Annotated in this window: 25 protein-coding genes; 13 read left to right on the plus strand and 12 right to left on the minus strand. The window is 64.3% G+C overall.

All coding sequences use genetic code 11. The annotated features are described in order from the left end of the window. Entirely contained in the window at positions 1-594 is a 594-nt protein-coding gene (locus tag DM806_RS03745; protein ID WP_179041894.1) for a TetR/AcrR family transcriptional regulator, read from the minus strand. Between the two features lie 72 nt (positions 595-666). Here DM806_RS03745 and bdcA point away from each other — a divergent pair, with 72 nt between their 5' ends. After that, entirely contained in the window at positions 667-1,380 is a 714-nt protein-coding gene (gene bdcA, locus DM806_RS03750; RefSeq protein WP_179041895.1) for an SDR family oxidoreductase, read from the plus strand. Between the two features lie 127 nt (positions 1,381-1,507). Here bdcA and DM806_RS03755 read toward each other — a convergent pair whose 3' ends face one another. The 6 genes from DM806_RS03755 to DM806_RS03780 all read right to left on the minus strand — a co-directional run bounded on the left by DM806_RS03755 (position 1,508) and on the right by DM806_RS03780 (position 9,389). Further along, a complete protein-coding gene (locus DM806_RS03755; RefSeq protein WP_179041896.1) occupies positions 1,508-2,875 on the minus strand; it encodes an amidohydrolase in 1,368 nt (455 codons plus the stop codon). Positions 2,876-2,967: 92 nt separating this feature from the next. Then, on the minus strand, positions 2,968-4,068 hold the full coding sequence (locus DM806_RS03760) for a DUF2279 domain-containing protein (protein WP_256869084.1): 1,101 nt from the start codon (positions 4,066-4,068) through the stop codon (positions 2,968-2,970). Positions 4,069-4,282: 214 nt separating this feature from the next. After that, positions 4,283-5,791, minus strand: a complete 1,509-nt coding sequence (locus DM806_RS03765; protein ID WP_179041897.1) for a S10 family peptidase — start codon at positions 5,789-5,791, stop codon at positions 4,283-4,285. 446 nt (positions 5,792-6,237) lie between these two features. Beyond that, positions 6,238-7,062 carry a hypothetical protein gene (locus tag DM806_RS03770; RefSeq protein WP_179041898.1) on the minus strand — a complete coding sequence of 275 codons (825 nt, stop codon included), beginning with the start codon at positions 7,060-7,062 and terminating at the stop codon, positions 6,238-6,240. 345 nt (positions 7,063-7,407) lie between these two features. After that, positions 7,408-8,199 carry a 3-hydroxybutyrate dehydrogenase gene (locus DM806_RS03775; RefSeq protein ID WP_179041899.1) on the minus strand — a complete coding sequence of 264 codons (792 nt, stop codon included), beginning with the start codon at positions 8,197-8,199 and terminating at the stop codon, positions 7,408-7,410. Then, positions 8,196-9,389, minus strand: coding sequence for a DUF3734 domain-containing protein (locus DM806_RS03780; RefSeq protein ID WP_179041900.1), 1,194 nt, complete (start codon positions 9,387-9,389; stop codon positions 8,196-8,198). The genes DM806_RS03775 and DM806_RS03780 overlap by 4 nt, the downstream gene beginning before the upstream one ends. A 144-nt stretch (positions 9,390-9,533) precedes the next feature. Here DM806_RS03780 and ypfJ point away from each other — a divergent pair, with 144 nt between their 5' ends. After that, positions 9,534-10,415: a KPN_02809 family neutral zinc metallopeptidase gene (gene ypfJ / locus DM806_RS03785; protein ID WP_179041901.1), complete on the plus strand. Its 882-nt coding sequence runs from the start codon at positions 9,534-9,536 to the stop codon at positions 10,413-10,415. Between the two features lie 61 nt (positions 10,416-10,476). Further along, entirely contained in the window at positions 10,477-10,752 is a 276-nt protein-coding gene (locus DM806_RS03790) for a hypothetical protein (RefSeq protein ID WP_179041902.1), read from the plus strand. 76 nt (positions 10,753-10,828) lie between these two features. Here DM806_RS03790 and DM806_RS03795 read toward each other — a convergent pair whose 3' ends face one another. Then, positions 10,829-11,014: a hypothetical protein gene (locus DM806_RS03795; protein ID WP_256869085.1), complete on the minus strand. Its 186-nt coding sequence runs from the start codon at positions 11,012-11,014 to the stop codon at positions 10,829-10,831. A gap of 89 nt (positions 11,015-11,103) precedes the next feature. Between DM806_RS03795 and DM806_RS03800 the strand changes: the two genes are divergently transcribed. The 7 genes from DM806_RS03800 (at position 11,104) to DM806_RS03830 (ending at position 17,784) form a co-directional block, all read left to right on the plus strand. Further along, on the plus strand, positions 11,104-13,809 hold the full coding sequence (locus tag DM806_RS03800) for a bifunctional [glutamine synthetase] adenylyltransferase/[glutamine synthetase]-adenylyl-L-tyrosine phosphorylase (RefSeq protein WP_179041904.1): 2,706 nt from the start codon (positions 11,104-11,106) through the stop codon (positions 13,807-13,809). Next, positions 13,793-14,254 carry a thioredoxin-dependent thiol peroxidase gene (gene bcp, locus DM806_RS03805; protein ID WP_179041905.1) on the plus strand — a complete coding sequence of 154 codons (462 nt, stop codon included), beginning with the start codon at positions 13,793-13,795 and terminating at the stop codon, positions 14,252-14,254. The genes DM806_RS03800 and bcp overlap by 17 nt, the downstream gene beginning before the upstream one ends. Next, positions 14,251-15,060, plus strand: a complete 810-nt coding sequence (locus DM806_RS03810) for a ferritin-like domain-containing protein (protein WP_179041906.1) — start codon at positions 14,251-14,253, stop codon at positions 15,058-15,060. The genes bcp and DM806_RS03810 overlap by 4 nt, the downstream gene beginning before the upstream one ends. Positions 15,061-15,168: 108 nt before the next feature. Continuing rightward, positions 15,169-15,897 (plus strand): M23 family metallopeptidase, encoded by a 729-nt coding sequence (locus DM806_RS03815; RefSeq protein ID WP_179041907.1) that lies wholly within the window; start codon positions 15,169-15,171, stop codon positions 15,895-15,897. A gap of 82 nt (positions 15,898-15,979) precedes the next feature. Then, complete coding sequence (locus DM806_RS03820; protein ID WP_179041908.1) at positions 15,980-16,306, plus strand: HesB/IscA family protein; 327 nt, start codon at positions 15,980-15,982, stop codon at positions 16,304-16,306. Positions 16,307-16,418: 112 nt separating this feature from the next. Next, positions 16,419-17,195, plus strand: a complete 777-nt coding sequence (gene xth / locus DM806_RS03825) for an exodeoxyribonuclease III (protein ID WP_179041909.1) — start codon at positions 16,419-16,421, stop codon at positions 17,193-17,195. A gap of 67 nt (positions 17,196-17,262) precedes the next feature. Then, entirely contained in the window at positions 17,263-17,784 is a 522-nt protein-coding gene (locus DM806_RS03830; protein WP_179041910.1) for a DUF2239 family protein, read from the plus strand. A 196-nt stretch (positions 17,785-17,980) separates the two neighbouring features. Here the strand turns inward: DM806_RS03830 and DM806_RS03835 are convergent, their stop codons facing one another. Together DM806_RS03835 and DM806_RS03840 are read right to left on the minus strand one after the other, a co-directional pair. Then, the gene (locus DM806_RS03835) at positions 17,981-18,949 is read right to left on the minus strand and encodes a diacylglycerol/lipid kinase family protein (RefSeq protein WP_179041911.1); all 969 of its coding nucleotides are present in this window, start codon (positions 18,947-18,949) and stop codon (positions 17,981-17,983) included. Between the two features lie 9 nt (positions 18,950-18,958). Further along, positions 18,959-19,453 carry a DUF2141 domain-containing protein gene (locus DM806_RS03840; RefSeq protein WP_179041912.1) on the minus strand — a complete coding sequence of 165 codons (495 nt, stop codon included), beginning with the start codon at positions 19,451-19,453 and terminating at the stop codon, positions 18,959-18,961. Between the two features lie 130 nt (positions 19,454-19,583). Here DM806_RS03840 and lptF point away from each other — a divergent pair, with 130 nt between their 5' ends. Further along, positions 19,584-20,798, plus strand: coding sequence for an LPS export ABC transporter permease LptF (gene lptF, locus DM806_RS03845; protein WP_179041913.1), 1,215 nt, complete (start codon positions 19,584-19,586; stop codon positions 20,796-20,798). A 4-nt stretch (positions 20,799-20,802) separates the two neighbouring features. Next, the gene (lptG, locus tag DM806_RS03850) at positions 20,803-21,903 is read left to right on the plus strand and encodes an LPS export ABC transporter permease LptG (protein ID WP_179041914.1); all 1,101 of its coding nucleotides are present in this window, start codon (positions 20,803-20,805) and stop codon (positions 21,901-21,903) included. 181 nt (positions 21,904-22,084) lie between these two features. On the opposite strand, the gene DM806_RS03855 is transcribed toward lptG, so the two are convergent. After that, complete coding sequence (locus tag DM806_RS03855; RefSeq protein ID WP_179041915.1) at positions 22,085-23,152, minus strand: fatty acid desaturase family protein; 1,068 nt, start codon at positions 23,150-23,152, stop codon at positions 22,085-22,087. A 150-nt stretch (positions 23,153-23,302) separates the two neighbouring features. On the opposite strand from DM806_RS03855, the gene DM806_RS03860 reads away from it, so the two are divergent. Then, positions 23,303-24,460, plus strand: coding sequence for an N-acetyltransferase (locus DM806_RS03860; RefSeq protein ID WP_179041916.1), 1,158 nt, complete (start codon positions 23,303-23,305; stop codon positions 24,458-24,460). A 56-nt stretch (positions 24,461-24,516) separates the two neighbouring features. Here DM806_RS03860 and DM806_RS03865 read toward each other — a convergent pair whose 3' ends face one another. Continuing rightward, a complete protein-coding gene (locus DM806_RS03865; RefSeq protein WP_179041917.1) occupies positions 24,517-25,413 on the minus strand; it encodes a diacylglycerol/lipid kinase family protein in 897 nt (298 codons plus the stop codon). Position 25,414: the final 1 nt, after the last annotated feature.

Below are 25,414 nucleotides of genomic sequence, written 5' to 3' on the forward strand. Positions count from 1 at the left end.
TCAGCCTCGCGCCAGCATGGCCTCGACCGCCAGCCCCGCCATGTCGGCCACGGCGATCAGCCGCGCCACCGGCATCCCGCCGCGCGCGTCGGCGGACATGCCCGACATGATCGCGACCATATAGTCGGCGACGACATCGGCCTGCCCCGGATGCGCCTGGCGCAGATAGTCGCGCACCCTTTCCCGGCTCGCCGCCTTCCATGTGCAGGCCAGGCCCGCCGCCTGCCGGTCCGCGCCGCGCGCGCCTTCCAGCACCAGGCACCCCGGCGCCTGCGGATCGGCGGCATAGATGGTCGCGGCCTCGCGCAGCAGGCGCGTCAACGCCCTTGCCGGATCGCAGCCGGACGCGAGCAGTTCGTCGACCGGCAGGGCGCTGCGGGCGTAGCGGCCCAGCACTTCCTCGAACAGCTCCGCCTTGCTGCCGAAGGCCGCATAGAGGCTGGGCGGGTTGATGCTCATCGCCTCGGCCAGCGCGGCGACGCCTACCCCTTCATAGCCATAAGCGTGGAACAGCGCCTGCGCTTGATCGAGCGCGGCATCGCGATCAAATTGCCGCGGCCTGCCACGGCTTTTCGATTTATCTTTATCGACCACTACAAAAATCCTTGAACCAATCTGCTGACGATATATATAGCGATCATTACAAATATCTCAAGGACACCGGACATGACCGATTTCACTTCCAGGAAGACTCTCGTTCTGGGCGGCAGCCGCGGCATCGGCGCCGCCATCGTCCGCCGCTTTGCCGGCGATGGCGCGCAGGTCGCCTTCACCTATGCGGGATCGCATGACGCGGCTCAGGCACTCGCGAAAGAGACTGGCGCCGAAGCGATCCAGTCCGACGCTGCCGACCGCCAGCAGGTGATCGACGTGGTGGCGGGGCAGGGGCCGCTCGATATCCTGGTGGTGAATGCCGGCGCGCTGGTGCTGGGCGATCCGCTGACGCTCGACGCCGATGCGGTCGACCGGATGATCGACATCAATGTCCGCGCGCCCTACCATGCTGCCGTCGAAGCCGCGCGGCAGATGCGCGACGGTGGTCGCATCATCGTGATCGGATCGGTCAATGGCGACCGCATGCCGTTCGAGGGCGGCGCGGCCTATGCCCTCACCAAATCGGCGCTTCAGGGCATGGCCCGCGGCCTCGCCCGCGACTTCGGTGCGCGCGGCATTACCGTCAACATCATCCAGCCCGGCCCGACCAATACCGACATGAACCCGGAAGACGGGCCGATGGCCACCACGATGCACGGCTTCATGGCGATCAAGCGCCACGCCACGGGGGAAGAAATCGCCGGCCTCGCCGCCTATCTCGCCGGACCCGAAGCGGGCATCATCACCGGCGCCCTGCACACGATCGATGGCGGTTTCGGCGCCTGATCTGTCCTATTTGCACAGGGGACGCTATGATGGTCGCCGGCCGATACGCCGGCGACCGTTAATTTCCAACATTGGTAAGAAAATGTCGGAATGTACGGGAAATGTGCGAAGTTAAGCGCTGGCGCGCTCAATCCTTCTTCAGGATATCCAGCGCCAGTACCGTCATCGCCTCGCTCGCGGTCGCGATCACCTTGTCGGCCTGAGGCGCCCAGAAGGGGCTGTGGAGCGAGGGCAGGCTGGTCTGGCCCGCCTTGGCCGCAGCCAGCTTGTCCGCCGGCACGCCGCCGACCCAGAAGATGAAGCTGTTGATGCTCTTGTCGGCGCGATAGAAGCGGCCGAAATCCTCGCCCCCCATCACCGCGGGAGTCTTCACCACACGACCTTCGGGGAAATGGCTCTTGAGCAGGCCCGCCATCTGCTCGGCAAATTCGGGCGGATTATAGGTGGACGGCGTGAATTCATCCTTCACCGTCACCACCGGCATCCGATCTTCCGGCACGCCCGCCGCGATCGCCTCGCCGCGCGAGATGCGCTTGATTCCTTCGATCAGCCTGGCGCGCGTCTCGTCCGAATAGCTGCGGATGGTGAGCAGCAGCTTCGCCTCGTCGGGGATGATATTATGCTTGGCGCCACCTTGGAAGCTGCCGACGGTGACGACCGCCGGATCCTGCGGATCCTGCTCGCGGCTCACCAGCGTCTGGAGCGACGTCACGATCCGGGCGCCCAGCACGATCGGGTCGCGTGTCGTCTGCGGATAGGCGCCATGACCGCCAAGCCCCTTCACGACAATGTCCACGCTGTCGACATTGGCCAGCGCATAGCCCGGCGTATAGCCGACCACGCCTGCCTCCAGATTGGCGGCGTCGTGGAAGGCGATGGCATGGGTCGGGCGCGGGAAACGGGTGTAGAGTCCATCCTCCAGCATGTCGCGCGCGCCCTTGCCCACTTCCTCGGCGGGCTGGAGGATCATGACCAGCGTGCCTTTCCACTGATCCTTGCGGGCCGCGAGCAGCTTGGCCGTCTCGATGAAGGCGGTCATGTGCGTATCATGGCCGCAGGCGTGCATCACGCCCGTCTCGACGCCTTCGGGCGTCTTGGTGCGGACCTTGGACGCGAAGTCCAGCCCCGTCTGCTCGACCACCGGCAGGCCGTCCATGTCGGCGCGGATCAGCAGCACCGGGCCGGCGCCATTCTTCATCACCGCGACCACGCCGGTGCCACCGACCTTCTCGCTCACGTCGAACTTCAGCGCCTTCAGCCGCTTCGCGAGCTTGGCGGCGGTGTTGACCTCCTGAAGCGACAATTCGGGATTGGCGTGCAGGTCGCGGTAGAGCGTCATCAGCCCGTCCATGTCCTTGGCGACCACTGCCCCGATCTCGCTCTGCGCGGGCGGCGCGGGCGGCGTTTCGGCCGGGGGTGTCCCGGTCGGGCTTTGGGCAGCGGCGATGGACGTGAAGCTGACGGCGGCCAGAAAGGCCGTGAGCGCGTGGCGCATATGCGTGAATCTCCCTTGCTGCGCCGGAGCATAGGGCGATTTGACGCGCGTTAAAGAGGGATTGTTGCGGGGCGGTTCAGACCATGTCCACTTCAATAATAATCATAGACGCCGGTATAGGGCAGCTGGAAATAGTTCAGTCCGCTGCCGATGGCGCGGCCGATGCGCGACCGGCTGTTGCGGAAGAACAGCTCCTTGATGTTCAGCGCGACGCCGAAGAAGATGTCGCGCCGGGGGCGGATGCCGGCAGCCCGGTCGGACGCCAGGAAATTCCTGCCGCGATAGCCGACCTGCAATTCCACGAAGCGCAGCGGGCTGGTCTTCAGCTTCTGGAAGCCTGCCAATTCCAGCGAGAACAGGAAGTGCTGCTGCTCATAATGGCGTTTGCCCTTGAAGCTGTAGACCTGGGAATTGGGCATCACCATGAGCCGGAAATCCAGCTTCTCTTCCAGCCCCGGCACATTGTGGCGCAGCACGGAAAAGGCCGCGCCGGCCGTGTTGAAGACCACGTCCTGATAGGAAAAGCCGCTGTCGCTCTTATGCCCGTCCCATATTTCGCCATAAAGTTGCAGGCCGGTCGACAGGATCGCCGCAGGCAGGGCCGCGGCCGCCCGGTCGCCGGTCTTCCGCGCGATCCGCGCGCCCAGAAATTCGGCGAACAGATAGGCGTTGAAGGCGTGGGTCAGCTTGTCGATGCCCAGATTGTTCGTGTTTCGGCCAAACCAGCCTTCATCCTTGAAGTGGAAGCTTGTCGTGTCGTCGGTCCAATAGGCCTGGGTCGCGGTGATATAGGCGAACAGGCCCAGCGTCTCCCATTTGGCGGCCCCGATGCGGCTGCCGAGCGAGCGATAGCGTTGCGCGGACTCCGGCGATGGCGCCGGCGGATCGCCCGGCTCCGGCCCGATCGGCATTGCCGGAGCGTCCCGATCAGGCAGCGTCGGCGACAGCATCGCAAGGTCGAAATCGCTTTCGATCGGCCGGCCGTCCGCGACCGGAAAGATCGGCGAAGGGGCGGGGGATGGCGCGCTCCCCATTTCGGCCACGACGCCGCCATCATGGAAAAGGGGGATGGACGATGCGTCGATGGCCTGCGCCTGCGCCTGGACCATGGCGAGCGCCACCAGCAGCGATGGCGGCGCACAATATTTCCCGGCGCGCCTGATGACGCGACGGCACCCTCTTCCTGCCGGCATTGAGAGGCCCCCCTGTGGAAGAGCGTTGGACTGTAACGACCGTCATCGACGAAGAGGGGCACAGTAGCATTGCATGGCAAAAGCGGGGCCTGCCATTTTGGCGTATTTCAATTGGGTACGGCGTCTTCACCCCTATTGCGTATGCACAGTGGGGTAGGTGAAGGGCGGCGGCGGCACCTTGCAGGCATCACCGCCACCCCTTCCGTCAGGCGTTTCAGCGCGCCGAAATGAACGCCCTGATGTCCGTGCTCAGCTTGCGCAGGTCATCGGGGCGGACATACATCATGTGGCCGGCATCATAATAATGATAGTGGATGCGAGCCGGGTCGAAGCCGGTCCGGCTCATCGCATATTCCGCGCCGAAGAAGGGCGTCGCGAAATCATACCAGCCTTGGCCGACAAAGACCTTGAGGCCGCTATTCTCGCGCAGCGCCTTGCCCAGATAGGGGGCGACGCTGCCATAGACTTCGCTCGCCCGGCCGCTCTTGCCGTCCAGCTTCCAGTCCCATCCGCTGACCCCGCCGATCGTCACATAGGAGCGATCCGTCTTGTAGCCGAGGTCGTCGCGGGCATAGCTGTTCATCGCGGCGGTATAGGCGCCGTCGATCGCGTAGAAGCTGGGATCATTGTCCGGTTCTTCGCCCGCCGCGTCATAATCCTTGCCGGTATAGCGGGTGTCGAGGCGACCGATCGTCGCACCCCGGTCCCGCAGCAATTCCTTGTAGAAACGGCCCGGCGTAATGCGCAGGTCGGCGCGGTCCACGAAGGTTTCCGACAGGCCGGTCAGCCGCGCCAGTTCGGCGCGCACGCTGGCGCGTTCATCGGCGGATAACTGGTTGCCCTTGAGCAGCGCGGCGGCATAGGGACCGATGGCGAAGGCGCGGGCCTGCTGCGCCGCTTCGGCCACGGTCGCGGGCGGACTGCCCATCTTCTTGTGATACCAGGCGGTCGTCGCCATCGACGGCAGGTTGATGATATAGGGCATTTCATTGCCCTGCACCTCGGCCGTGGCGCCGAAGTCGAGGATGGTCGAAATCAGGATGATGCCGTTGACCGCGACATCATTATAGCTGCCCTCCAATTCGTTGATCAGCGCCACCGAACGGGTCGTGCCATAGCTTTCGCCGCCGATATATTTGGGCGAGGACCAGCGGCCATTCTCGTTCAGCCACAGGCGGATATACTCGGCGATCGACTTGGCGTCGGCCGACACGCCCCAATAATCCTTGGGATCCTTCTTGCCGATCGCGTGGGAAAATCCGGTGCCCACCGGATCGATGAAGACGAGGTCGGTGACGTCGAGCAAGGATTCCGGATTGTCCACGACCGGATAGGGCGGCGCGCCGTCATCCTGGGCATCGGGCAGCACCACCCGCTTGGGACCGAAGGCGCCCATGTGCAGCCAGAGCGATCCCGACCCCGGACCGCCATTGTAGAGGAAGGTGATAGGCCGCTTCCTGTCGCCGCCATCCTTGACATAGGAGGTGGCGTAGATCGCCGCGAGCGGCTTGCCGTCCTTGTCCTTGAGATAGGTTTCGCCGGTGGTCGCGGTGTAGCCGATCGCCTTGCCGCCGAACACGCCCTTATGCTTCGTCACCGAGACATTGGGCGCGGGGACGGCGCTTTCGGCGACTTCATCCTTCTTTTTGCCGTCGTCCTGGGCCTGGGCGGCGGTGGCGGACAGGACCAGCGCCAGAACGGCGAGGCTGGTGGTGAAGCGCATGTCATTCCCCTTGTTTTACGGACGTCTGGCTAGCCGAGAGAGGCTGCGGCGGGAAGGGGGATTGACGTGGCTGGACGCGACAGTCGCGTCACAGTCGCGAAGTTCACGATGTCGTCGACGCATTTTGCCCGATTGCGCCGGATTCGCGCCTGCGAAGCGACAGGTACGCGCCGCCGAGGCGCCATCATGGTCATGGCGATGCGTCACCAACGCGACGGTCGCGCGACACGGATGGGTCACTGACGCGCCTGATACGTGTCGACTGCGTCGCAGCGTGCGGGAGAAGAGCGGGGTGGACGGCGCGGATTGCATCGCGAAGGATAGATCAGGGAAAATCCTACATTGGAAGATATTTGTGCGACACGATATGGCAGGTGGGTGGGTCAGCGGACAGGCAGCTTCCGCTAGGCGAGCAAACCATCGACGCTATCAAATGAACGGAACTACTAAAGGTCCAAACTTCCCTGCTCTGCATTTTCCTCAGCGCGGCGCACCGCCTTGGCTTGATGCTCAGTTGTCAACACGATCATATCATTCGTCGTCGAGAAACTGGTGATGGCGACATTGAAGCGTGATGCAAGAGCCGGGTTTTGCTGGTTCGGCACTACCTCATAAGAGATTGAATGTAGGCACGGAAGGGCCTTGTCCGTTCGAAGGCTGTGGCTGCGGCATTCTCCATAGCTTGTATTGCCGTTAGCCATCCGCTCGCCATCTCGCGAACGCACAATCCAGCCTGAACGCTGATTACCATAGCCGGTATCGTCGAACGTGCCATATTTGCCGGTTACTTCCTGTGCGATGTTTGCAATCGGAAGCTCCTTGCCGCTTGGATATTCAATGGTGCGATCTATGTGGACCACCTTTTCCCCGCCGGGAGGACCGAGCAACCAGACATTAACTTTGTCGAGTCCGGTGTCGGCATTCAAGTTGATCTGAGACATTTGACCACCGGTAGGGATCGAAACATTATTTTTGTTTGTATTGATCGCATAGCTGGGGTTCTTACACAAAAGGACGCCACGAACCTGCGCCTCGGTCATTCCCTGCCTAAGCCCTCCTACATCATCGGCTGGTTGCCCTCGTTGCGCCGACTGCGGTTTGAATTGCCCGCAATTTAGATCGACCGTTTGAACAGCAGGGGCCGCAGTCAGGCTATCCGCCTGAGGCGCGAGTGAGGACTCGTTCGAAGAACTGATGTTGCCGCCTGACTCGCCGCTTCCACATCCGCCAACAAGGATGAGACCTGCGATCAATACATGCCCGCCGCGCATATGTTCACCTTTCCTCGTCTGTGGAAGATGTCCGGGCGACTATGTCATGTTCCTTACATGTCGGCAACGCAATGGCATCGACGCAAAAGGATAGCCCACACAAGACATCGCACCCGACAAAAGGCGCGCCGCGCAGGGTCGATGCGTATCGAACGTCAAACCGTCGGCAGAAGCAGAATGCGCATTCTCGCACGCGAACCAGACCGCCGAATGTCCACCTATGGTCGTCAGCCGACGAGCAAGAATTGCACCCACATCCAGTCCGACCGGGCGCATATCTTCTTCGATATGGACCGGAAACATATGCCTCCGGTTCATATCAATGACAGGGAGCCACTTCGCCGCCTATTGCGCCGTCCAGCCCCCGTCGATCGACAGGTTCGCGCCCGTCACCTGCGCCGCCGCATCGCTGCACAGATAGAGGGCGGTCGCGGCGACCTGTTCGGCGGTGACGAACTGCTTGGTCGGCTGACCGGCCAGCAGCACGTCGTTCATCACCTGCTCGCGCGTCATGTTGCGCGCCTTCATCGTGTCGGGAATCTGGTTTTCGACCAGCGGGGTCCAGACATAGCCGGGCGAAATGCAGTTGGCGGTGATGCCGAAGGTCGCGACTTCAAGCGCCACCGTCTTGGTGAAGCCGGCAAGACCATGTTTGGCGGTGACATAGGCGCTCTTGAAGGGGGAGGCGACCAGCGAGTGGGCCGATGCGGTCTGGATGATCCGCCCCCACTTCTTTTCCTTCATGTGCGGGATGGCGAGCCGCGTGGTGTGGAAGGCGGCGTTGAGGTTGAGCGCGATGATGAGATCCCATTTGTCGAGCGGGAAATCCTCGACCGGGGCGACATGCTGCATGCCGGCATTGTTGATGAGGATGTCGACGCCGCCGAACGTGTCGGCCGCTTCCTTCATCATCGCCTCGATCTGGTCGACCTTGGTCAGGTCGTGGCCCGAATAGAGCGCCTTTGCGCCCGACAGCGCCTCCAGCCCCTTGCGCTCCTTCTCGATCGCATCTGCATCGCCGAAGCCGTTGATCACGACATTCGCGCCTTCGCCGGCCAGCGCCTTGGCATAGGCAAGCCCGATGCCCGAGGTCGATCCGGTGATCAGTGCGGTCTTGCCGGCGAGGGAGGTGCTCATGCCTTTTTCTCCTTGAGATGATCGGGTTCGTCGAGGTCGAAAGTGGAACTCTTGCCGTCGAGGATGTTGCGGGCGATCAGGTCGCCCTTGTGCATCACTTCCTCCACCGCGTCGCGGCCCTGCGCCCAGTGATCGAGCATGGTCGAGCGGGAAAATTCGAAGTCCTTGGCGCCGCTTTCCCAGTTGCGCGACCGGTAGATCAGGTGGACGATGTTGACCGATCCCTGATCCAGGCACTGGCGCAGCGCCTGCGCCTCCGCGCTGTCCTGCAATTCGGAAGGCAGTTTGGCCAGCAATGCCTCGATCGCGCCATGCTCACGGCGCAGGCGCAGATACTGGTCCGTCACCTGACGGGTGCGGCTGCTATACTGAATGTCCTTCATCCGCGAATAGACGTCGGTCATCTGCCGCGGCATCGGCCCTTCGGCGGGGAACAGGTCGACCTGGAAGACCAGCATGTCCTCTGTCTGATGGTTGAGCACATGGGCGAGCGGCGTGTTGGACACGATGCCGCCGTCCCAATACCAGCGGCCGTCGATCTCGATCGGCGGCAGGCCGGGGGGCAGGGCGCCCGACGCCATGATGTGGCGCGCGTCGATCCGCGTGTTGCCGCCGGGGCCACGCGTGTCCCAATAAGAAAAATTGCCGGTTTCCACGTCCACCGCGCCCACCGACAGGCGGACGGGGCCGTCGTTCAGCAAATCCCAGTCGACGCAGGCGTCGAGCGTGTCCTTCAATGGCCCGCTATCATAGAAGCTGATCGCGCCGGGCGTGCCTTCGGGCATCAGGGGCGCGGGCCAGAGGCGCGGGCGGAACATGCCCGGCACGCCGAAGGTCGCGACCACGCCCGCAGCGCCCAGATGCGCGGCTTCGCGGATATGGTCGATTTCGGGCAGGATCATGTTGGGCATCCCACCCGACACGGTGTACCAGAATTTCTTGAGCCGGCTGATGCGGCGGTGCGGCGGATTGCCTGCGATGATCGCGGCATTGACCGCACCGATCGAGATGCCTGCGACCCAGGTGACGTCCACGCCCAGTTCGTCGAGTCGCTCATAGACGCCCGGCTGGAAGGAGCCGAGCGCACCGCCGCCTTGCAGCAGCAAGGCGATCTCGCGGGGGAGGGATAGCGGCGTCCTTGCGCGGCGCAGCGGTTTCGCCTCGGAGGGCTTGGGTTCGATGTCGGCCATGTCGCAGTGCAATATAGTCTTTGGCGGCGGCATTCCAACTTAATGTCTCGTAACAAATCACGATCCGCCGCAACCTGGGCCTGTGCGGACGGTTTCCCGCCTTGATGGATTCGCGTAGGCAATGACAAGGAAAGGGAGGGCGTCATGCGGCTCGACGACGAACAGGAAAGCAGCCATTTCGAAGTGCAGGAAGGGCGGGGTGGCGGCGGTGGCGGCGGGCTGGGCGGCGGCCTTGGCATGTTGTTGCCGCTGATCGGCAGCCGGTTCGGTTGTGGCGGCATCGCCGTCGTGCTGATCATCATGGTCGTGATGGGCGTCAACCCGCTCAGCCTGGTCGGCGGCGGCGGGCAGCAGCAGGCGCCGGTGCAGGGCGAGCGGCCCTCCACCAACGAACTGACCGACGTGCAGCGCGTGTCGCTCAAGGTGCTGGGATCGACCGAGCGGCGCTGGGCCGACATCTTCAAGGCGGAAGGACAGCAATATCCGCCGCCGACGCTGGTCTTCTACAGCCAGAACGGCCAATCGGGCTGCGGCGCGGCGCAATCGGCGATGGGGCCCTTCTATTGCCCCGCCGACCAGCGCATCTATCTCGACACCGATTTCTTCCGCGAAATGGAAACCCGCTTCAACGCGCCGGGCGACTTCCCGATCGGCTATATCATCGCGCATGAGGTCGGCCACCATATCCAGACCATCACCGGCGAGGCCGACCGCATCCGCAAGGCGCAGCAGCGCGCGTCGGAGGCGGACGGCAATGCGCTTCAGGTGAAGATGGAGTTGCAGGCCGACTGCTATGCCGGCGTCTGGGCGGCGCGCGACACCAATCTGATGGAAGCGGGCGATCTGGAGGAGGGCATGCGCGCGGCCGAGGCGATCGGCGACGACACGCTCCAGAAGGCGGCCGGCCGCCGGCCGGTGCCCGAAAGCTTCACCCATGGCACCAGCGCCGAGCGGATGGCGTGGCTCCGCAAGGGGCTGTCGACCGGCGACCCCGCCCAATGCGATACTTTCAAGGGTGCGATCTGACGATCAGGGTTCCGCGTTCGGCGATCCGGCCGGCGCCGTGCCGGGCACATAGGATTGGCCCATGGCCGAGGACCGCGCGGGGGCAGCCGGCAGGCCCATGCCCGGCGCCAGCGTCGGCCTGGCGTCCTCCATGGGCTGCTCCGGGTTCGACGGAATGCTGATGGCGGAAAAGGATGTGGGAGGGGCGATGGGCGCCGTCGCCGGTGCCGACGGCGGCGGGGCTTTTGCGACCGGTGATGGTTGCTCGGTTGGCACCGATGACCTGGGCGCGAAATTCTGCGCGACCAGAGCAATCAACGGTGCAGCGATCAGCGTGGCGATGGCGAAGTTACGATAGAGCATCGGACGGCGGACTCTTTGCGACTATTTTCTCGCGTCAAGTTCGCAGAAACCGGTAAACAAAGCCTTGGCAGCTAGAAACGATCCAGTTGCATCAGCAGTGCCATCATGTCGTCGGGGATCGATTCCTGTGGCGGCCTGTAGGTGGACCGCAGCGCATCACCGACGCCCTCATAGGGCGTGGGCAGGCCGACAGTGACGATGCGGGCGCGGTCGCTCCCCCGCCCCGGCGCCGATCGGCCAAAAGATTTAGGCTGCATGTCCATATCCTCCCAAACGGCCATCTGGCTCAAAAGTTTCTGGCATTCGTCGCATCCCGGCGCGATAGGCCGCAGGACGAGGAGAGACGATGGTGACGGACTGGCAGGCAACCGAGGCGCGCATCCGGGCGCATTCGCCCTTTCTGGCGCGCGCGCTGGATCGTTTCCCGGCTGTGACCGAGCGGCTGGCGGCGGGCGATTTCGATGGCGCACTGGCCGTGGCGCAGGCGGCGGGCAGCCCGGAGGATGGCGTCGCCCGGTCGCTGCGGCGGCGGCGCGGGGCGATCGCGCTGGCGGTGGCGGCGGCCGATCTGGCGGGGGCATGGGACATGGACCGCGTCACCCGCACCCTGTCCGATTTCGCCGACCAGGCGCTGGAGGAAGCGCTCGCCGCCGCGATGCAGGAACGCTATCCCGACGCCGAGCACAGGGGTTTCGTCGTGCTGGCGCTGGGCAAGCATGGCAGCCGCGAACTCAATTACTCGTCCGACATCGATCCGATCCTGCTCTACGATCCCCGGACCCTGCCGCATGGCGAGCGGGAGGATGTCGCCGACGCCGCCGTGCGGATCGGCCGGCGGGTCAGCGAATTGCTCACCGCGCGCGATGGCGACGGCTATGTCTTCCGCGTCGACCTGCGCCTGCGGCCCTCGCCCGAGGCCACGCCCATCGCCCTGCCGGTGGAAGCGGCGATCGGCTATTATGAATCGATGGCGCTTGGCTGGGAACAGGCCGCCTTCATCCGCGCCCGCCCGGCGGCGGGGGACAGGGAAATGGGCGACTATTTCATGCGCCAGATCCGCCCGTTCGTCTGGCGTCGCAGCCTCGATTTCGGTGCGATCGACGCGATCGTCGACATATCGCGCCGCATCCGCGACCATTATGCGCAGGGACAGGCGTTCGGGCCGGGCTACGACCTGAAGCGCGGGCGCGGGGGCATTCGCGAGGTTGAATTCTTCGCCCAGGTCCACCAGCTGATCCATGGCGGTCGCGACCCGTCGCTGCGGTCGGGAAACACGCGTGAGGCGCTGCGCGCGCTTGCCGCCGCCAATGTGATCGAACCCGACGTCGCCGCCCGGCTGGACGAGGCCTATATCCTCTTCCGCACCATCGAGCATCGGCTCCAGATGGTGGAGGATCGCCAGACCCACGAACTGCCCAAATCCCTCGACAGCCTGGACAATATCGCGCGCCTCCATGGGCTTCCCGACAGTGCGGCGCTGCTCGACCTGCTGCGTCCCCATGTCGAATGGGTCGGGCGCAACTATGACAGGCTCAGCCCGGAGAAGGAGGATGCTTCCCTTTCGCATGACGAGGACCGGCTGAAGGAGCAATTGATCGAACTGGGCTTTGCCGATGCCGACACGCCGCTGGCCCGCATCACCCGTTGGCGCGCCGGCACGATCCGGGCGCTACGCAGCGCGCCGTCGCGCGAGGCGCTGGAGGAACTGCTGCCCGGCCTGATGCGCACGCTGGCGAAGGCGCCCGATCCATCACGCGCGCTCAACCGCCTCGACGACATGATCGCGCGCCTGCCGAGCGCGATCAATTTCTTCAAGCTGCTCGCCGCGCGTCCCGCGCTGGTCGAATTGCTGGCGGAGATATTGAGCCATGCGCCCACGCTCGCCGATGCGCTGGGCCGCCGGGCCGAACTGCTAGACGGGCTGATCGACGCCTCCGCCTTCGATTCCCCGCCGCCGGTCGACCAGCTGGCGCAACAGCTCGGCGCGCTCGAACCGGGCGAGGATTATCAGGCGCTGCTCGACCGGGTGCGGCAGCGCGTGGGCGATCGGCGTTTCGCACTCGGCGCGCAGATCATTCGCGGCGGCGATCCGCTGGAGGCGGGCAGGGGCTATGGCCGCGTCGCCGAAGCCGCGATCGAGGCGCTCGCCAGCGCCACCGTCACAGAGTTCGAGACCGCCCATGGCAAGGTGCCGGGCGGCGAATTGCTGATCCTGGCGCTGGGGCGCATGGGCGGCGGCGTTCTGACCCATGCCTCCGACCTCGATCTCGTCTATCTCTTCACTGGCGATTTCGCGACCGAATCCGATGGCGCGAAGCCGCTGGGGGCGACCCAATATTTCAACCGCCTTGGCCAGCGCATCACCAACGCGCTGTCGGTCCACACCGCTTCCGGCCCGCTCTACGAGGTCGACACAAGGCTGCGCCCGTCCGGCGCGCAGGGACTGCTTGCGGTCAGCCTCGACAGTTTCGCCCGCTATCAGCGCGAGGAAGCCTGGACCTGGGAGCATCTGGCGCTGACCCGCGCCCGCCCGGTCTTCGGTTCGGCGCGGGCGCGTGGCGCGATTGACGCCGTCCTTGCCGAAACGCTCCGGCGACCGCGCGACTTCGACGAACTGGCGGCCCAGGCCGTGAAGATGCGCCGCGACATCGCCAAACATAAACCGCCGGCCAGCGACCTCGACGTCAAACTCGTCCCCGGCGGCCTCGTCGATCTGGAATTCCTGATCCATATCACCCAGTTCCGCCATGGCATGGCCTTCGATCCCGATCTGGGCAAGGCGCTGAGCGAACTGGTCGCGGCAGGCCATCTGCCCGCCGGCTTGATCGCGGCGCATGACCTCATCACCCGCTATCTGGTCGTCTCGCGCCTCGTTTCGCCCAAATCGACCGAGCCGCCCGAGGCGACCCGTGCCCTCGTCGCGCGCGCCTGCGGGATAGCGGACTGGGACGGGCTGCTTGCAAGCTACGCCAAGGCGCGGCAATGCGTGCAGGAAGCCTGGGCTGCGCTCGCCGCGCCCTATCAGGAGGATGAAGATGCTGGAGCAGGGTGACACCATTCCCGCCGTGACGCTCAAGGATGCCGACGGCACGGATTTCACGCTCGAAGCCTATCGCGGCAAGCCGCTGGTCGTCTATTTCTATCCCAAAGCGGATACGCCCGGCTGCACCAACGAAGCGAAGGATTTCACCGCGCTGGCCGACGAATATGCCGCCGCCGGCGTGCCGGTGGTCGGCATTTCCAAGGACAAGCCAGCCAAGCTGAAGAAGTTTGCCGAGAAATATGGCCTGACCGTTATCCTGGCTTCCGATGAACCGGGTGCGGCGTGCGAGGCGTTCGGTACCTGGATCGAAAAGTCGCTCTATGGCCGCAAATATATGGGCATCGAGCGGGCGACCTTCCTGGTCGGCGCGGATGGCGCGATCCTGCGCGTCTGGCCCAAGGTCAAGGTGAAGGGCCATGCCGCCGACGTGCTGGAGGCTGCACAAGCGCTTTGACCTTGCCGATTTATATCACGACGGTGGGCGCGGCCTGCGCCCATGTGTTGCTGACGCCCGATCCTCATGAAAAGCTCATGGCGGCCCGCGCGGTGGCGCGCGGCTGGCGTCTGGGGCGGTTGGCGCCTCGTTTCGACGTGGCGATGCCGGACCGGCCGGCACGCCCGGCCGCGCCCGAACTTTTGCCGCCCGGCAGAATGCCCAGGCGGGGCAAGATCGGATCGGAACGCTCGCGCATCGCGATGCTCCATGCGCTCGCCCATATCGAATTTGTCGCCATCGACCTGGCCTTCGACCTGATCGGCCGCTTCGGCGCGGAATTTCCGACCGAATTCACCGACCAGTGGATGCAGGTCGGGGCGGAGGAGGCGATGCACTTCGCGCTGCTCGACCGGCGGCTGCGACAGGCCGGCAGCCATTATGGCGCGCTGCCCGCGCATGACGGCCTGTGGCAGGCGGCGGAGGAGACGGCGGGCGACGCGCTGGCCCGGCTCGCCATCGTGCCGATGGTGCTGGAGGCGCGGGCGCTCGACATCACGCCGGCGACCGTCGAACGCTTCGAGGGGGCGGGCGACATGGTCTCCGGACGGATGCTGCGGCGGATCATGGCGGACGAGATTCGTCATGTTTCGGCGGGGACAAAATGGTTCGCCTGGGCGACGAATGGACTGGGGCTGGACGCCCCAAATCATTACCAACTGCTTGTGAAACAGCATTTTCGTGGCAGCGTTAAGCCACCGTTCAACGACTCGGCGCGTCGACAGGCCGGTTTGACCGAAGAATTTTACACGCCGCTTGCAACCTGATCCGGGATCGGCACTGTGCAGCATCAGCGGGGGCGATTTAGGTCGCCAAACATAAAACACGGGAAGCACCGCAAGGCATAAGCCTCCGGTGGTCAAGTCGGGGTTTGCATGTCGGTTCTTCAGTCGGTGAATGCGCGCGGATCGCAAAAGTTCCGGTCTGCGTCGAAGTTTATGAAAATTTTTGGAGCCATCGGGATCGCTGGCATGCTGTGCGCCGCAGCCCCGGCCCAGGCGTCGACCGACGATGACGATCCCTATGGCGAGGTGCCCGCCGCTGCCGCTCAGGCTGGCAAGACCGACCTCGATTTCTCCGACCTGTTCGCCAGCCTCCAGCGCCTTGACGGCCAGCCCAAGGCATCGGCCTATATCCCGTCGGGCCGTCCCGTGGCCAAGCTGTCGCTGACGTCGAACTTCGGCGTCCGCTCCGACCCGTTCAACGGCGGCGCGCGGATGCACAAGGGCATCGACATTCCCGGTCCCGTTGGTACGCCGATTTATGCGACCGCCGATGGCGTCGTCAGCCGCGCCGGCTGGGCCAGCGGCTATGGCAATCTGGTCCAGATCACCCATGGCGGTGGCATGGAAACCCGCTACGGCCATATGTCGAAGCTGCTCATTGCCGCCAACTCCTATGTGAAGCGCGGCCAGCTGATCGGCCTGATGGGGTCGACCGGCCGCTCGACCGGCAGCCATCTCCATTATGAAGTCCGCGTCGACGGTGCGGCGATCAACCCCATCCCCTTCGTCGCCGGTCCCGACTATCTGGTCGCGATGAACACCAAGCCCCCGGTCGCCATGGGCGGCCCGACCAAGGCGCAGGAAAAGGCCGCCGACTGATCCGGCATTTCCCGACATTCGCAAAAGGCCCGGCGCCCCATGGGTTGCCGGGCCTTTTGCTTGACCCTATCTAAGGCGCATCATGGCCGACATTGACCTCACCCCCTCCGCCGCCGCCCGTGTCGCGGCGATCGCCGCCAAGCAGGGCAAGCCCGCCATCCTTCGGCTGTCGGTCGAAGGCGGCGGCTGTTCCGGTTTCCAATATCGCTTCGGCCTGGCCGAAGGGATCGAGGCGGCGGATCTGTCGGTCGAGCGCGACGGCGTCACCCTGGTGGTGGACGATGTCAGCATCGACCTGGTGCGGGGCTCGGCCGTGGACTTCGTGTCCGATCTGGGCGGGCAGGCGTTCAAGGTGACGAACCCCAACGCCACTGCCGGATGCGGCTGCGGCACTAGTTTTTCGGTCTGATTCCCACCGCCCTTTTCCTACCTCCGTTCGGCCTGAGCTTGTCGAAGGCCATTACTTCTTTAAAGAGCAGGCAGGGCGTTGGCAGCCCGAACTGTTTGGATAAGGAAGTCGGATGCGCATCGCCACCTTCAACATCAACGGCATCAAGGCGCGTCTGCCGCGCCTGCTGGAATGGCTGGACGAAACGCGCCCCGACATCGCCTGTCTTCAGGAAATCAAGACCAGCGACGAGACTTTCCCGGTCAAGGATATCGAGGCCGCCGGCTATGGCGTAATCTGGCACGGGCAGAAGGGATTCAACGGCGTCGCCATCCTCGCCCGCGGCGAAACCCCGGTAGAGGTGCGCCGCGGGCTGGAGGGCGAGCCGGAGGACGAGCATAGCCGCTATCTCGAAGCCGACGTGAAGGGCGTGCGCGTCGCCAGCATCTACCTGCCCAACGGCAATCCGCAGCCCGGCCCCAAATTCGATTACAAGCTGCGCTGGATGAAGCGGCTGCGGACCCGTGCCGCCGAAATCTGGGCGGAGGAAGTGCCCGCGATCCTGGCGGGCGACTATAATGTCATCCCGCGCGACGTGGATACCTTCTCGGTCAAGGCGATGCAGGACGATGCGCTGATGCAGCCCGAAAGCCGCGCCGCCTATCGCCGGCTGCTGGGCGATGGCTGGACCGACGCGATCCTCAGCCGCCATCCAGCCGGGGGCGTGTGGACCTTTTGGGACTATCAGGCGAACAGCTGGCCGCGCGACGCCGGTTTCCGCATCGACCATCTTCTCCTCAGTCCTGCCGCCGCCGACCGGCTGATCGATGCGCAGGTGGACAAGGCGTTTCGCGGCCGGGAAAAGGCGAGCGACCATGCGCCGACCTGGGTGGAGCTGCGCGACGTCTGATTATTACCCGGATAATATTGACTGAATAATATCCGGGTAATAATAACCGTGCCGAAGGAGATTCGGCATGGAACGGACATTCACGGCTTTTGCAGGCGACCTGTGGATCGCCACCGGCGATGAGGATGAGATGCGGGAAGCCCTGCGCGCCGTCGGCGACGTTGCGCAGAATATCCTGCTGTTCGACGACAGCACGGGGAGGCAGATGGACATCGATCTGCGCGGCCCGGCGGCGGAGGCGTCGCGGGGCAGGGGACGGCCGAAACTGGGCGTCCAGCCGCGCGAGGTGACGTTGCTGCCGCGCCACTGGGACTGGCTGGCGGCGCAACCCGGCGGTGCATCGGCGACGCTCCGACGCCTCGTGGAAGCGGCGCGCAAGGAAAGCAGCGGCGCGCCCAGCCCGCGCGCGGCGATGGATGCGGCCTATCATTTCGTCACCGCCATGGCGGGCGACCGCCCCGGCTATGAAGCCGCGATCCGGGCGCTCTACGCAAAGGACGAGACATTGTATATTTCGCTGTCGGAAGACTGGCCGTCGGGTATCCGCGACCACGCCCGCGGCTTGGCGGCGCCGGCCTTCTCAGCTTGAGCGGGAATTGGGAAGGGTCGGAAACGGCGACTTTCTGTCATGCTAGCGAAAGCTGGCATCTCACTTCTTCTGGCGATGCGCTTGAAAGAAAAGAGAGATCCCAGCTTTCGCTGGGATGACGGACAATCGTAGATGATCGTCAACCCACCCCAATCAGCAGTTGCGCCGATCCGGCCCGTTCCGCCTTGCCCTTAGCTTACGCCGCCAGCCGCAGGAACGGCACTGGCTCGGTCGAGCGCAGCACGATCGGCTTGCCTTCCGACGCCTCGAACAGTTCGCCGTCCAGGATGACGCTGCTATGGTCGCCCTCAATGCGGATGACGTCGCCCTGTTCCAGGTGGATGCCCTGCATCTTGTGCTTGCCGACACGCTTGAAGAGGCTGCCCCACAGCAACCGCAGCAGCGCTGGCAGACTCTGTTCCACCGCCATCAGCTTCATGTTACCGCGCCGGCTGTCGCCCGGATCCACGCCCAGCAGCAGCCGTTCCAGCGTGGTGACGATCAGTACCGAGAAACGCCCAGCTAGCTGACCCTCGCGGATCAGCGAGATGCTGACCGGCTTGCTTGACGGCGGCAGGAAGCGGGCGCGGATGCCGAACAGCAGCGACACGATCACCGCCAGCGCAGTAATGACATGGCTCAGGCCATTGGACAGACCCAGCGGATAGATCTGGTTGCGGCAATAAAGCATGTAGTCGGCCAGCCCCGCGCCGCCGAGGAACATGCCCAGCACCGGCCGCGTCTCGGCCTGCCCGTCGGACAGGGCGATCAGTTCGCGCGCCACGACATGGTCGCCGACGCCCGACTTGGCGATCTGGACGATACGCTCCAGCGCCTTGATCGGATCGCCATGGATGCCCAGGTCGAGCGCGATCAGGTTGGTCTTGCCGTTGGGCAGCACCGCGATCGGCGGCACGCGACCCTTGAAATGCTCGCCCTGATAGAGTTCGGTCAGCGACGCCTGCACCGTGCCGTCGCCGCCATTGATGACGATGACGGTCGGATCGACGCGGGCGATGGTCTGGAACGCCCGGCCGATCTGGTCGACATGCTCCACTTCATAATGGAAGATGTCCGGATTGCTGGCGCAATAGCTGCGCACGCGCGGAAGCGTCTGCCGGTTGCCCGTGGACTTGGGGTTGGACAATAGCGCGACGCAGACCATGGTTTTGGATCACATATATTTGAGGTTGATCGTGATTTTCGTCACGCCGGGGCCGGCATAGAAGGCGGCCTTGTCCACACCCGGCTTGCCCAGGTTGAAGATGCTGATCGACGGATTGTTGGAAAAGCCGCCGCCATCGCGCGAAATGTCGGTCTTGCCATTGCCGTCGCGGTCGTGCCGCACGGCGATGCCATATTTGCCCGGCTGGGGCACCGGCACGCAGAAGCGCATCGCGCCATTGGCTGGCTTGACCGCAACGTCGATTCGATTGAGCCATTCGCCCTTTGCCAGCCAGGCGTCCTTGGTGCCCGGATAGGACTGGATGCGCACCTTGCCGGTTGCGGCGACGAAGCCGCGCACATCGACCAGCACCACCGGACCCTTGGCCCCGGCGCTGCAACGCTCCATTTCATTGGCGATTTCCTGCCCATGGGCCAGCGCCGGGACACCCGCGACCAGCGCAGTTACCGACATCAGACCCAGTGCAACTTTCAACATGACCATCAGACTCCTGGAAGCTATAGCCGTCCGGATGGACCGGACGGCGAGCCCCTGTTCGCCCCGCAATTCTACCTGACTCGCATATGAGATGGGTTTGCGGCCAAAACATGGTGATGGGACGACGACTTAGAGAATGCTGACCGCCACCGACCGTTATCTCGCTCGCCTGATCGCTGTGCCGATGCTCGGCACGCTCGTGATCGCTGCGATGCTGCTGGTGCTCGACAAGATGTTGAGCCTCTTCGACTTCGTTGCGGCGGAGGGCGGACCGGTCAGCGTTGTGTGGCGGATGCTCGCCAACATGCTGCCCGAATATCTCTCGCTCGGCATCCCGATCGGGCTGATGCTGGGCATATTGCTTGCCTTCCGCAAGCTGGCGACATCGTCGGAGCTGGACGTGATGCGCGCGGTCGGCCTGTCCTACGGCCGGCTGCTGCGCGTGCCCTATATGTACGCGATCGCGCTGGCGCTGATCAATTTCGGCATCGTCGGTTTCGTCCAGCCGCTCTCGCGCCACGCCTATGAGGCGCTGCGCTTCGAACTGCGATCGGGCGCGCTGGGCGCGTCGATCAAGGTCGGCGAGTTCACCAATCTGGGCAAGCGGATGACGCTGCGGATCGAACGCAGTATGGATGAAGGCCGCAATCTTCAGGGCATCTTCGTGCGCGCGGTCAGTCGCGATGGGCAGTCGGTCGCGGTGACGGCGGCGCAGGGCCGGTTCCTGGCCACCGACGATCCCGACACGATCATCTTCCGCCTGCGCGACGGCGTGCTGGTGAACGACGCGCCCAAATATAAGACGCCGCGCATCCTGTCCTTCTCCAGCCATGACCTGCCGATCGACCTGCCGCAGATCGAGGCGTTTCGCGGGCGCGACGTCGACCGGGAAAAGACGATACCCGAACTCGTGGTGATCGGCAAGAATCAGGCGACGCCCGACAAATTGCGCAACGAGGTGCGCGCCAATTTCCATTTCCGCATGGTCGAAGTGGTGTTCATGCTGCTGTTGCCGCTGGCGGCGCTGGCCTTCGCCATCCCGCCCAAGCGATCGACCTCGGCGCTGGGGGTGTTCCTGTCGATCGTCTTCATCGTCACCTATCACAAGATCAACCAATATGGCGAAAGCGTAGGGGCGTTGGGCAAGATCGACCCGATCATCGCGCTCTGGGTTCCGTTCCTGCTCGCATCGGGTTTGGTCCTGTGGATGTTTCATGTGATCGCGCACCGCCCCGGAGGGCAGCCGATCGCCGCGCTCGAATATGCCTTCTCCAAGCTTGGCAAGCAGGTCGCGCGCCTGCTGCGTTTCGGGCGGCGGCGCGTCCCGGCGGAAGCGGAAGGAGCCGCCTGATCCCATGAATCTCGATTTCTTCCCTTCGCGCCAGATCGGCCTCTACATGATCCGGCTGTTCCTGACCCGCACCTTCGCGGTGCTGATGCTGCTGGTCATCGTGCTCCAGACGCTCGATCTGCTGGGCAATTCGGGCGATATCCTCGCCTATCCGGGCAATGGCGATGCGCAACTGTGGCACTATGTCGGCCTGCGCGCGCCGCAGATCGTGGCGCGATTCCTGCCTTTCTCCGTGCTGCTCGGCACACTGGTCATGCTGGCGACGCTCAACCAGAATAGCGAGATCATCTCGATGAAGGCGGCGGGCCTGTCGGCGCACCAGATATTGGCGCCTCTGGTCGTGGCGGCGCTGGGCGTGTCGGCGATCAGCTTCGTCTTCAACGAGCGCATCGTCGCCCGCTCGACCGCGGCGCTCAGCGCCTGGGAAGCGGTGGATTATGGCCCGATCCCGCCCGACAGTGGGGTGAAGAGCAATCCCTGGGTTCGCGACGGCAATAATCTGGTGAACGCGGCGATCGTCGCGGGACGCGGCACGGCGGTGCAGCTGCGCAAGGTGCAGATCTACAACCGCGTCAACAACAGCCTGACGACCATCGTTCAGGCGCCCAAGGGCCATTATGACGCGGCCGACAAGAGCTGGGTGCTGGAAGACGCGCGGCAGTTCGACGTGGCGCGCGGCACGGTGCGCGATGTGGGGACGGTCCGCTTCGGCCGCGACATCCGCCCCGACCAGTTCACCCTGGCCAAGGTCGATCCCGATGGAATGACCTTCAGCGAACTGGAAGCCGCGATTTCCGACCTGCACGATGCCGGTCGGCCGACGGCGGAACTGGAAGGAAGCCTGTGGCACAAATTGTCCGGGCCGCTATCCGCGCTGCTGATGCCGATCCTGGGGTCGGTCGCGGCCTTCGGTTTGGCGCGATCGGGGCAGCTGTTCCTGCGCGCGGTGCTGGGAATGGCGCTGGGCTTCGCCTATTTCGTCGCCGACAATTTCTCGCTCGCCATGGGCAATCTGGGCGCCTACCCGCCGGTTTTGGCGGCCTGGGCGCCCTTCTTCCTGTTCCTGCTGGTTGGCGAGACGGTGCTGTTCCGCACCGAGGAATGAACTTCAAAGAAAAACGCCCCGGCGACCAAGGGACGTCGCCAGGGCGTTCATAGGGGGCGTTCCGATCCTCAGAGGGGGGGAGAAGTGACCGGAACGCCCCCGATATGGGGGCGCGTTTCCCCGTTTCAAGCTGCAACTGAAAAATAATCGGGCGGCCTGTCACGGCCTCCCGATCTTCGCGTCAACGCGCCGTCATGGTGCTGCGGGCGATCTTGCCGACCAGCGGCATCATCCCCTTATAATTGCCCTTCCGGTAGGGCGATTCCATGTCGAGCGTTTCCATCAGGCGAACGTGCGCCTTGCCCAGCGCGTGATAGGGGACGCTCGGCAGCAAATGGTGCAGCGCATGGTAGCGCAGACCGACCGGCGCCCAGAGCGCGGGCAGGGTGCCGGGCGGCGGCACATTGACCGAATCCAGATATTGCGCCGTCACGGTCATCGGATCGCCCTCATTCTCCCAAAGATGCGCGACCAGCGTGCGTAACTGGTTGATGACGGTCATCGCCGAATGCACGGCCATATAGACCAGCAAGGGCTTCCAGCCGAAGGCGAAGACGCTGCCGACCAGCGCCAGCGCGAACAGGCTGGCGCCTGCTTCCTGCCATGCCCATTGACGGGCGAACTCGCCTTCGGGCGCGCGGCGACGATAGGCGGGATTGATCGACAGCGCCGAAAATTCCGCCACCACCTTGCGCCGCAGCGCCGGGATCAGCAGCGACAGCGGCGTCAGCAGGCCGAAGCGCAGGATAAGGCCGATCGGCGCCAGCGACGCGACGATGATGAACAGCGGCAGCGACCAGGGCTTCATCAGCGCCAGCGGCAGATATTCCGGATCTTCCGCCGTACCGTAGCGGGTGCGGGCATGATGCTGGGTATGGACGCCTTCATACATGAAGGACGGGATCATCAGCGGTACGCCGACGATCAGGTTCCAGCCCAGGCGGAAGCCGGGGAGAGCACCCTTGCGGATATGGGTCAGCTCATGGATGAAGCTCGCCGCGCGATAGAGCGCCAGCATCGCCACGATGCCGCAGGCGACCGCGACCGCCATAGTGTCGATCAGGATGGCGCCGGCCAGAGCGGTCCAGCCGATGAGGGTGGAAGCCAGCAAGTCGGGCCAGTAGATGCGCGGATTGGCAACCGCATATTCGCGCGACATCTCCGCCGCTGCTCGCAGCATGGCGGTGTCATCGGGAATGGCCGCGCGCGCCCGCTGCGCGGCGGCAAGGATGGGATCATGCACTGTCATGCGGCCGGTCCTAGCCTCCAAATGCGCTGATATCATGGCAGCACCATGACATATTCACCATGTTACGCGCCCGGATGCGCGCGTGATTGACATTCCGCAAACAAGCGCCGAACTGCACCGCACTCCATTTTTCCTTCGAAGGCGGCACCTGTGGCGCAAAACGATCTGGTCATTACCCCTGTTTCCGGCAAGACCGACCTCAAGGCTTTCATCGATCTGCCCTGGCGGCTCTATGCCAATGATCCCAACTGGGTGCCGCCGCTGAAGGGCGAGGTGAAGGAATTGCTGACGCCGGGGAAGAACCCCTTTTTCGGCCATGCCGAGGCGCAATATTTCCTCGCTCGCCGGGGCGGCAAGGTGGTCGGCCGCATTTCCGCCCATATCGACCGTCTCGCGCTCCAGCAGCCGGTCGAGCAGGGCATGGGGCCGGGGACGGGCAATTTCGGCCTGTTCGAGGCGGAGGATGCGGAAACTGCCAAGGCGCTGATCGCGACCGCCGAGCAATGGCTGCGCGGCAAGGGCATGACCCGCGTGCTGGGGCCGATCTCGCTCTCCATCTGGGAGGAGCCGGGCCTGCTGATCGCCGGGCATGATCATCCGCCGACGGTGATGATGGGCCATAACAGCCCGGCCTATCAGGCGATGATCGAAGGCGCGGGCTATGCGCCGGTCAAGCAGCTCAAGACCTATGAGCTGGACATCACGAAGAATTTTCCGCCGCTGATCCAGCGCATCGTCCAGTCGGGCGAGAAGAATGGCCGCATCCGCATCCGCAAGGTCGATAAGTCGAAGTTCGACCAGGAAGCTGCGATCATCCTGTCGATTCTGAACGACGCCTGGGGCAACAACTGGGGCTTTGTGCCGATCACCGACGAGGAGGTCGCGCATACCGGCAAGAAGCTGAAGCCGATCGTGTTCGAGGATCTGATCATGATCGCCGAACTGGACGGCGAGCCGGTCGCGTTCATGATGACGCTGCCCGACCTTAATGAGGCGGTCGCGCCGCTTAACGGCTCGCTTTTCCCCTTCGGCTGGATCAAGCTGCTGTCCTGGTTGCGCAAGCCCAAGGCGCGCACGATGCGGGTGCCGCTGATGGGCGTGGTGCAGCGGCTGCAAAGCTCGCGCATGGCGAGCCAGCTCGCCTTCATGATGATCGAGACCATCCGCCGCGCTGCCATTGCCAATTATGGCTCGACCCGTGGCGAGATTGGCTGGGTGCTGGATGACAATCAGGGCATGAACGCCATCGCCGACGCGATCGACAGCAAGGTGAACAAGGTCTACCAGATTTACGAGAAGGGGCTGTAAGGCAGCGCCCCCTCTCCGTTCGGGCTTAAACTTCGCTCAGCTCGAACAGTAAGATATCAACTCTCCCCCGGCACCGCCACCTCGACCGCGCCGGCCGCGATCTTCACCGTAACGGGGGTCTTCGCGAGCACTTCGCCGTCGATCGAGATGCGCTGGCGTGGCTTCGTGTCGAGGCGGAACGATTTACCGTGAAATTCCTCGGTATGGGCGTTGCGGTCGCGCAGCTTGACGAATTTGGCATACCAGTCCCAGGCGAGGCGCGGCTTGCTGCGCCCGACCACGGCCTGGATCACGATCTCGCCGGTGTCGACATCTGCATGGTCGGACAGTTCGACCCCGCCATGATAGGGGCCGTTCAGGATGCGCACTTCGGTCGACCACATTCGCCGCTCCCGCGTTCCGTCGTCGATGGTCAGGCGGAAGGCGCGGAAACCGACCGAGCATTTGAGCGCCCACATCAGATAGCCGATCCGGCCCAGATAGCGCTTCAGCTTGTGCGGCACCGTCTGCCCGATCATGGGGGAGAGGCCGAGGGAAGCGGCGTTCACGAAATAGTCGCGGTCGATCATGCCCAGGTCGACGCGCCGCCGCTTGCCGGTCGCGATCGCCTGCACCGCGCCGTCCAGGTCGAGCGGCAGGCCCAACGTCCGGGCGAAGCTGTTCGCGGTGCCGAGCGGCAGCACGCCGAACACGCAGTCCTTGCCCACGAACTCGTCCACCGTGCCCGACATGGAGCCGTCGCCGCCGCCCACGATCACCATCGGCGCGCCGCTTTCCACCGCATCGCGCACCGTCGCGGCCATCTGTTCGGGGTCTCCCACGGCATGGGCGGCGATCAGGCGGACACCCGCCGCCGCCAGCTTTTCCCTGGCCTGCGTGAAATTGTCCTGCCCGCGTCGGCTATGGGCGTTGACGACGAGGATGGCGTCCTTGGGGAGGGGTTTCGTTTCCATG

It is taken from the genome of Sphingobium lactosutens (assembly GCF_013393185.1).
Lineage (GTDB): Bacteria > Pseudomonadota > Alphaproteobacteria > Sphingomonadales > Sphingomonadaceae > Sphingobium > Sphingobium lactosutens_A.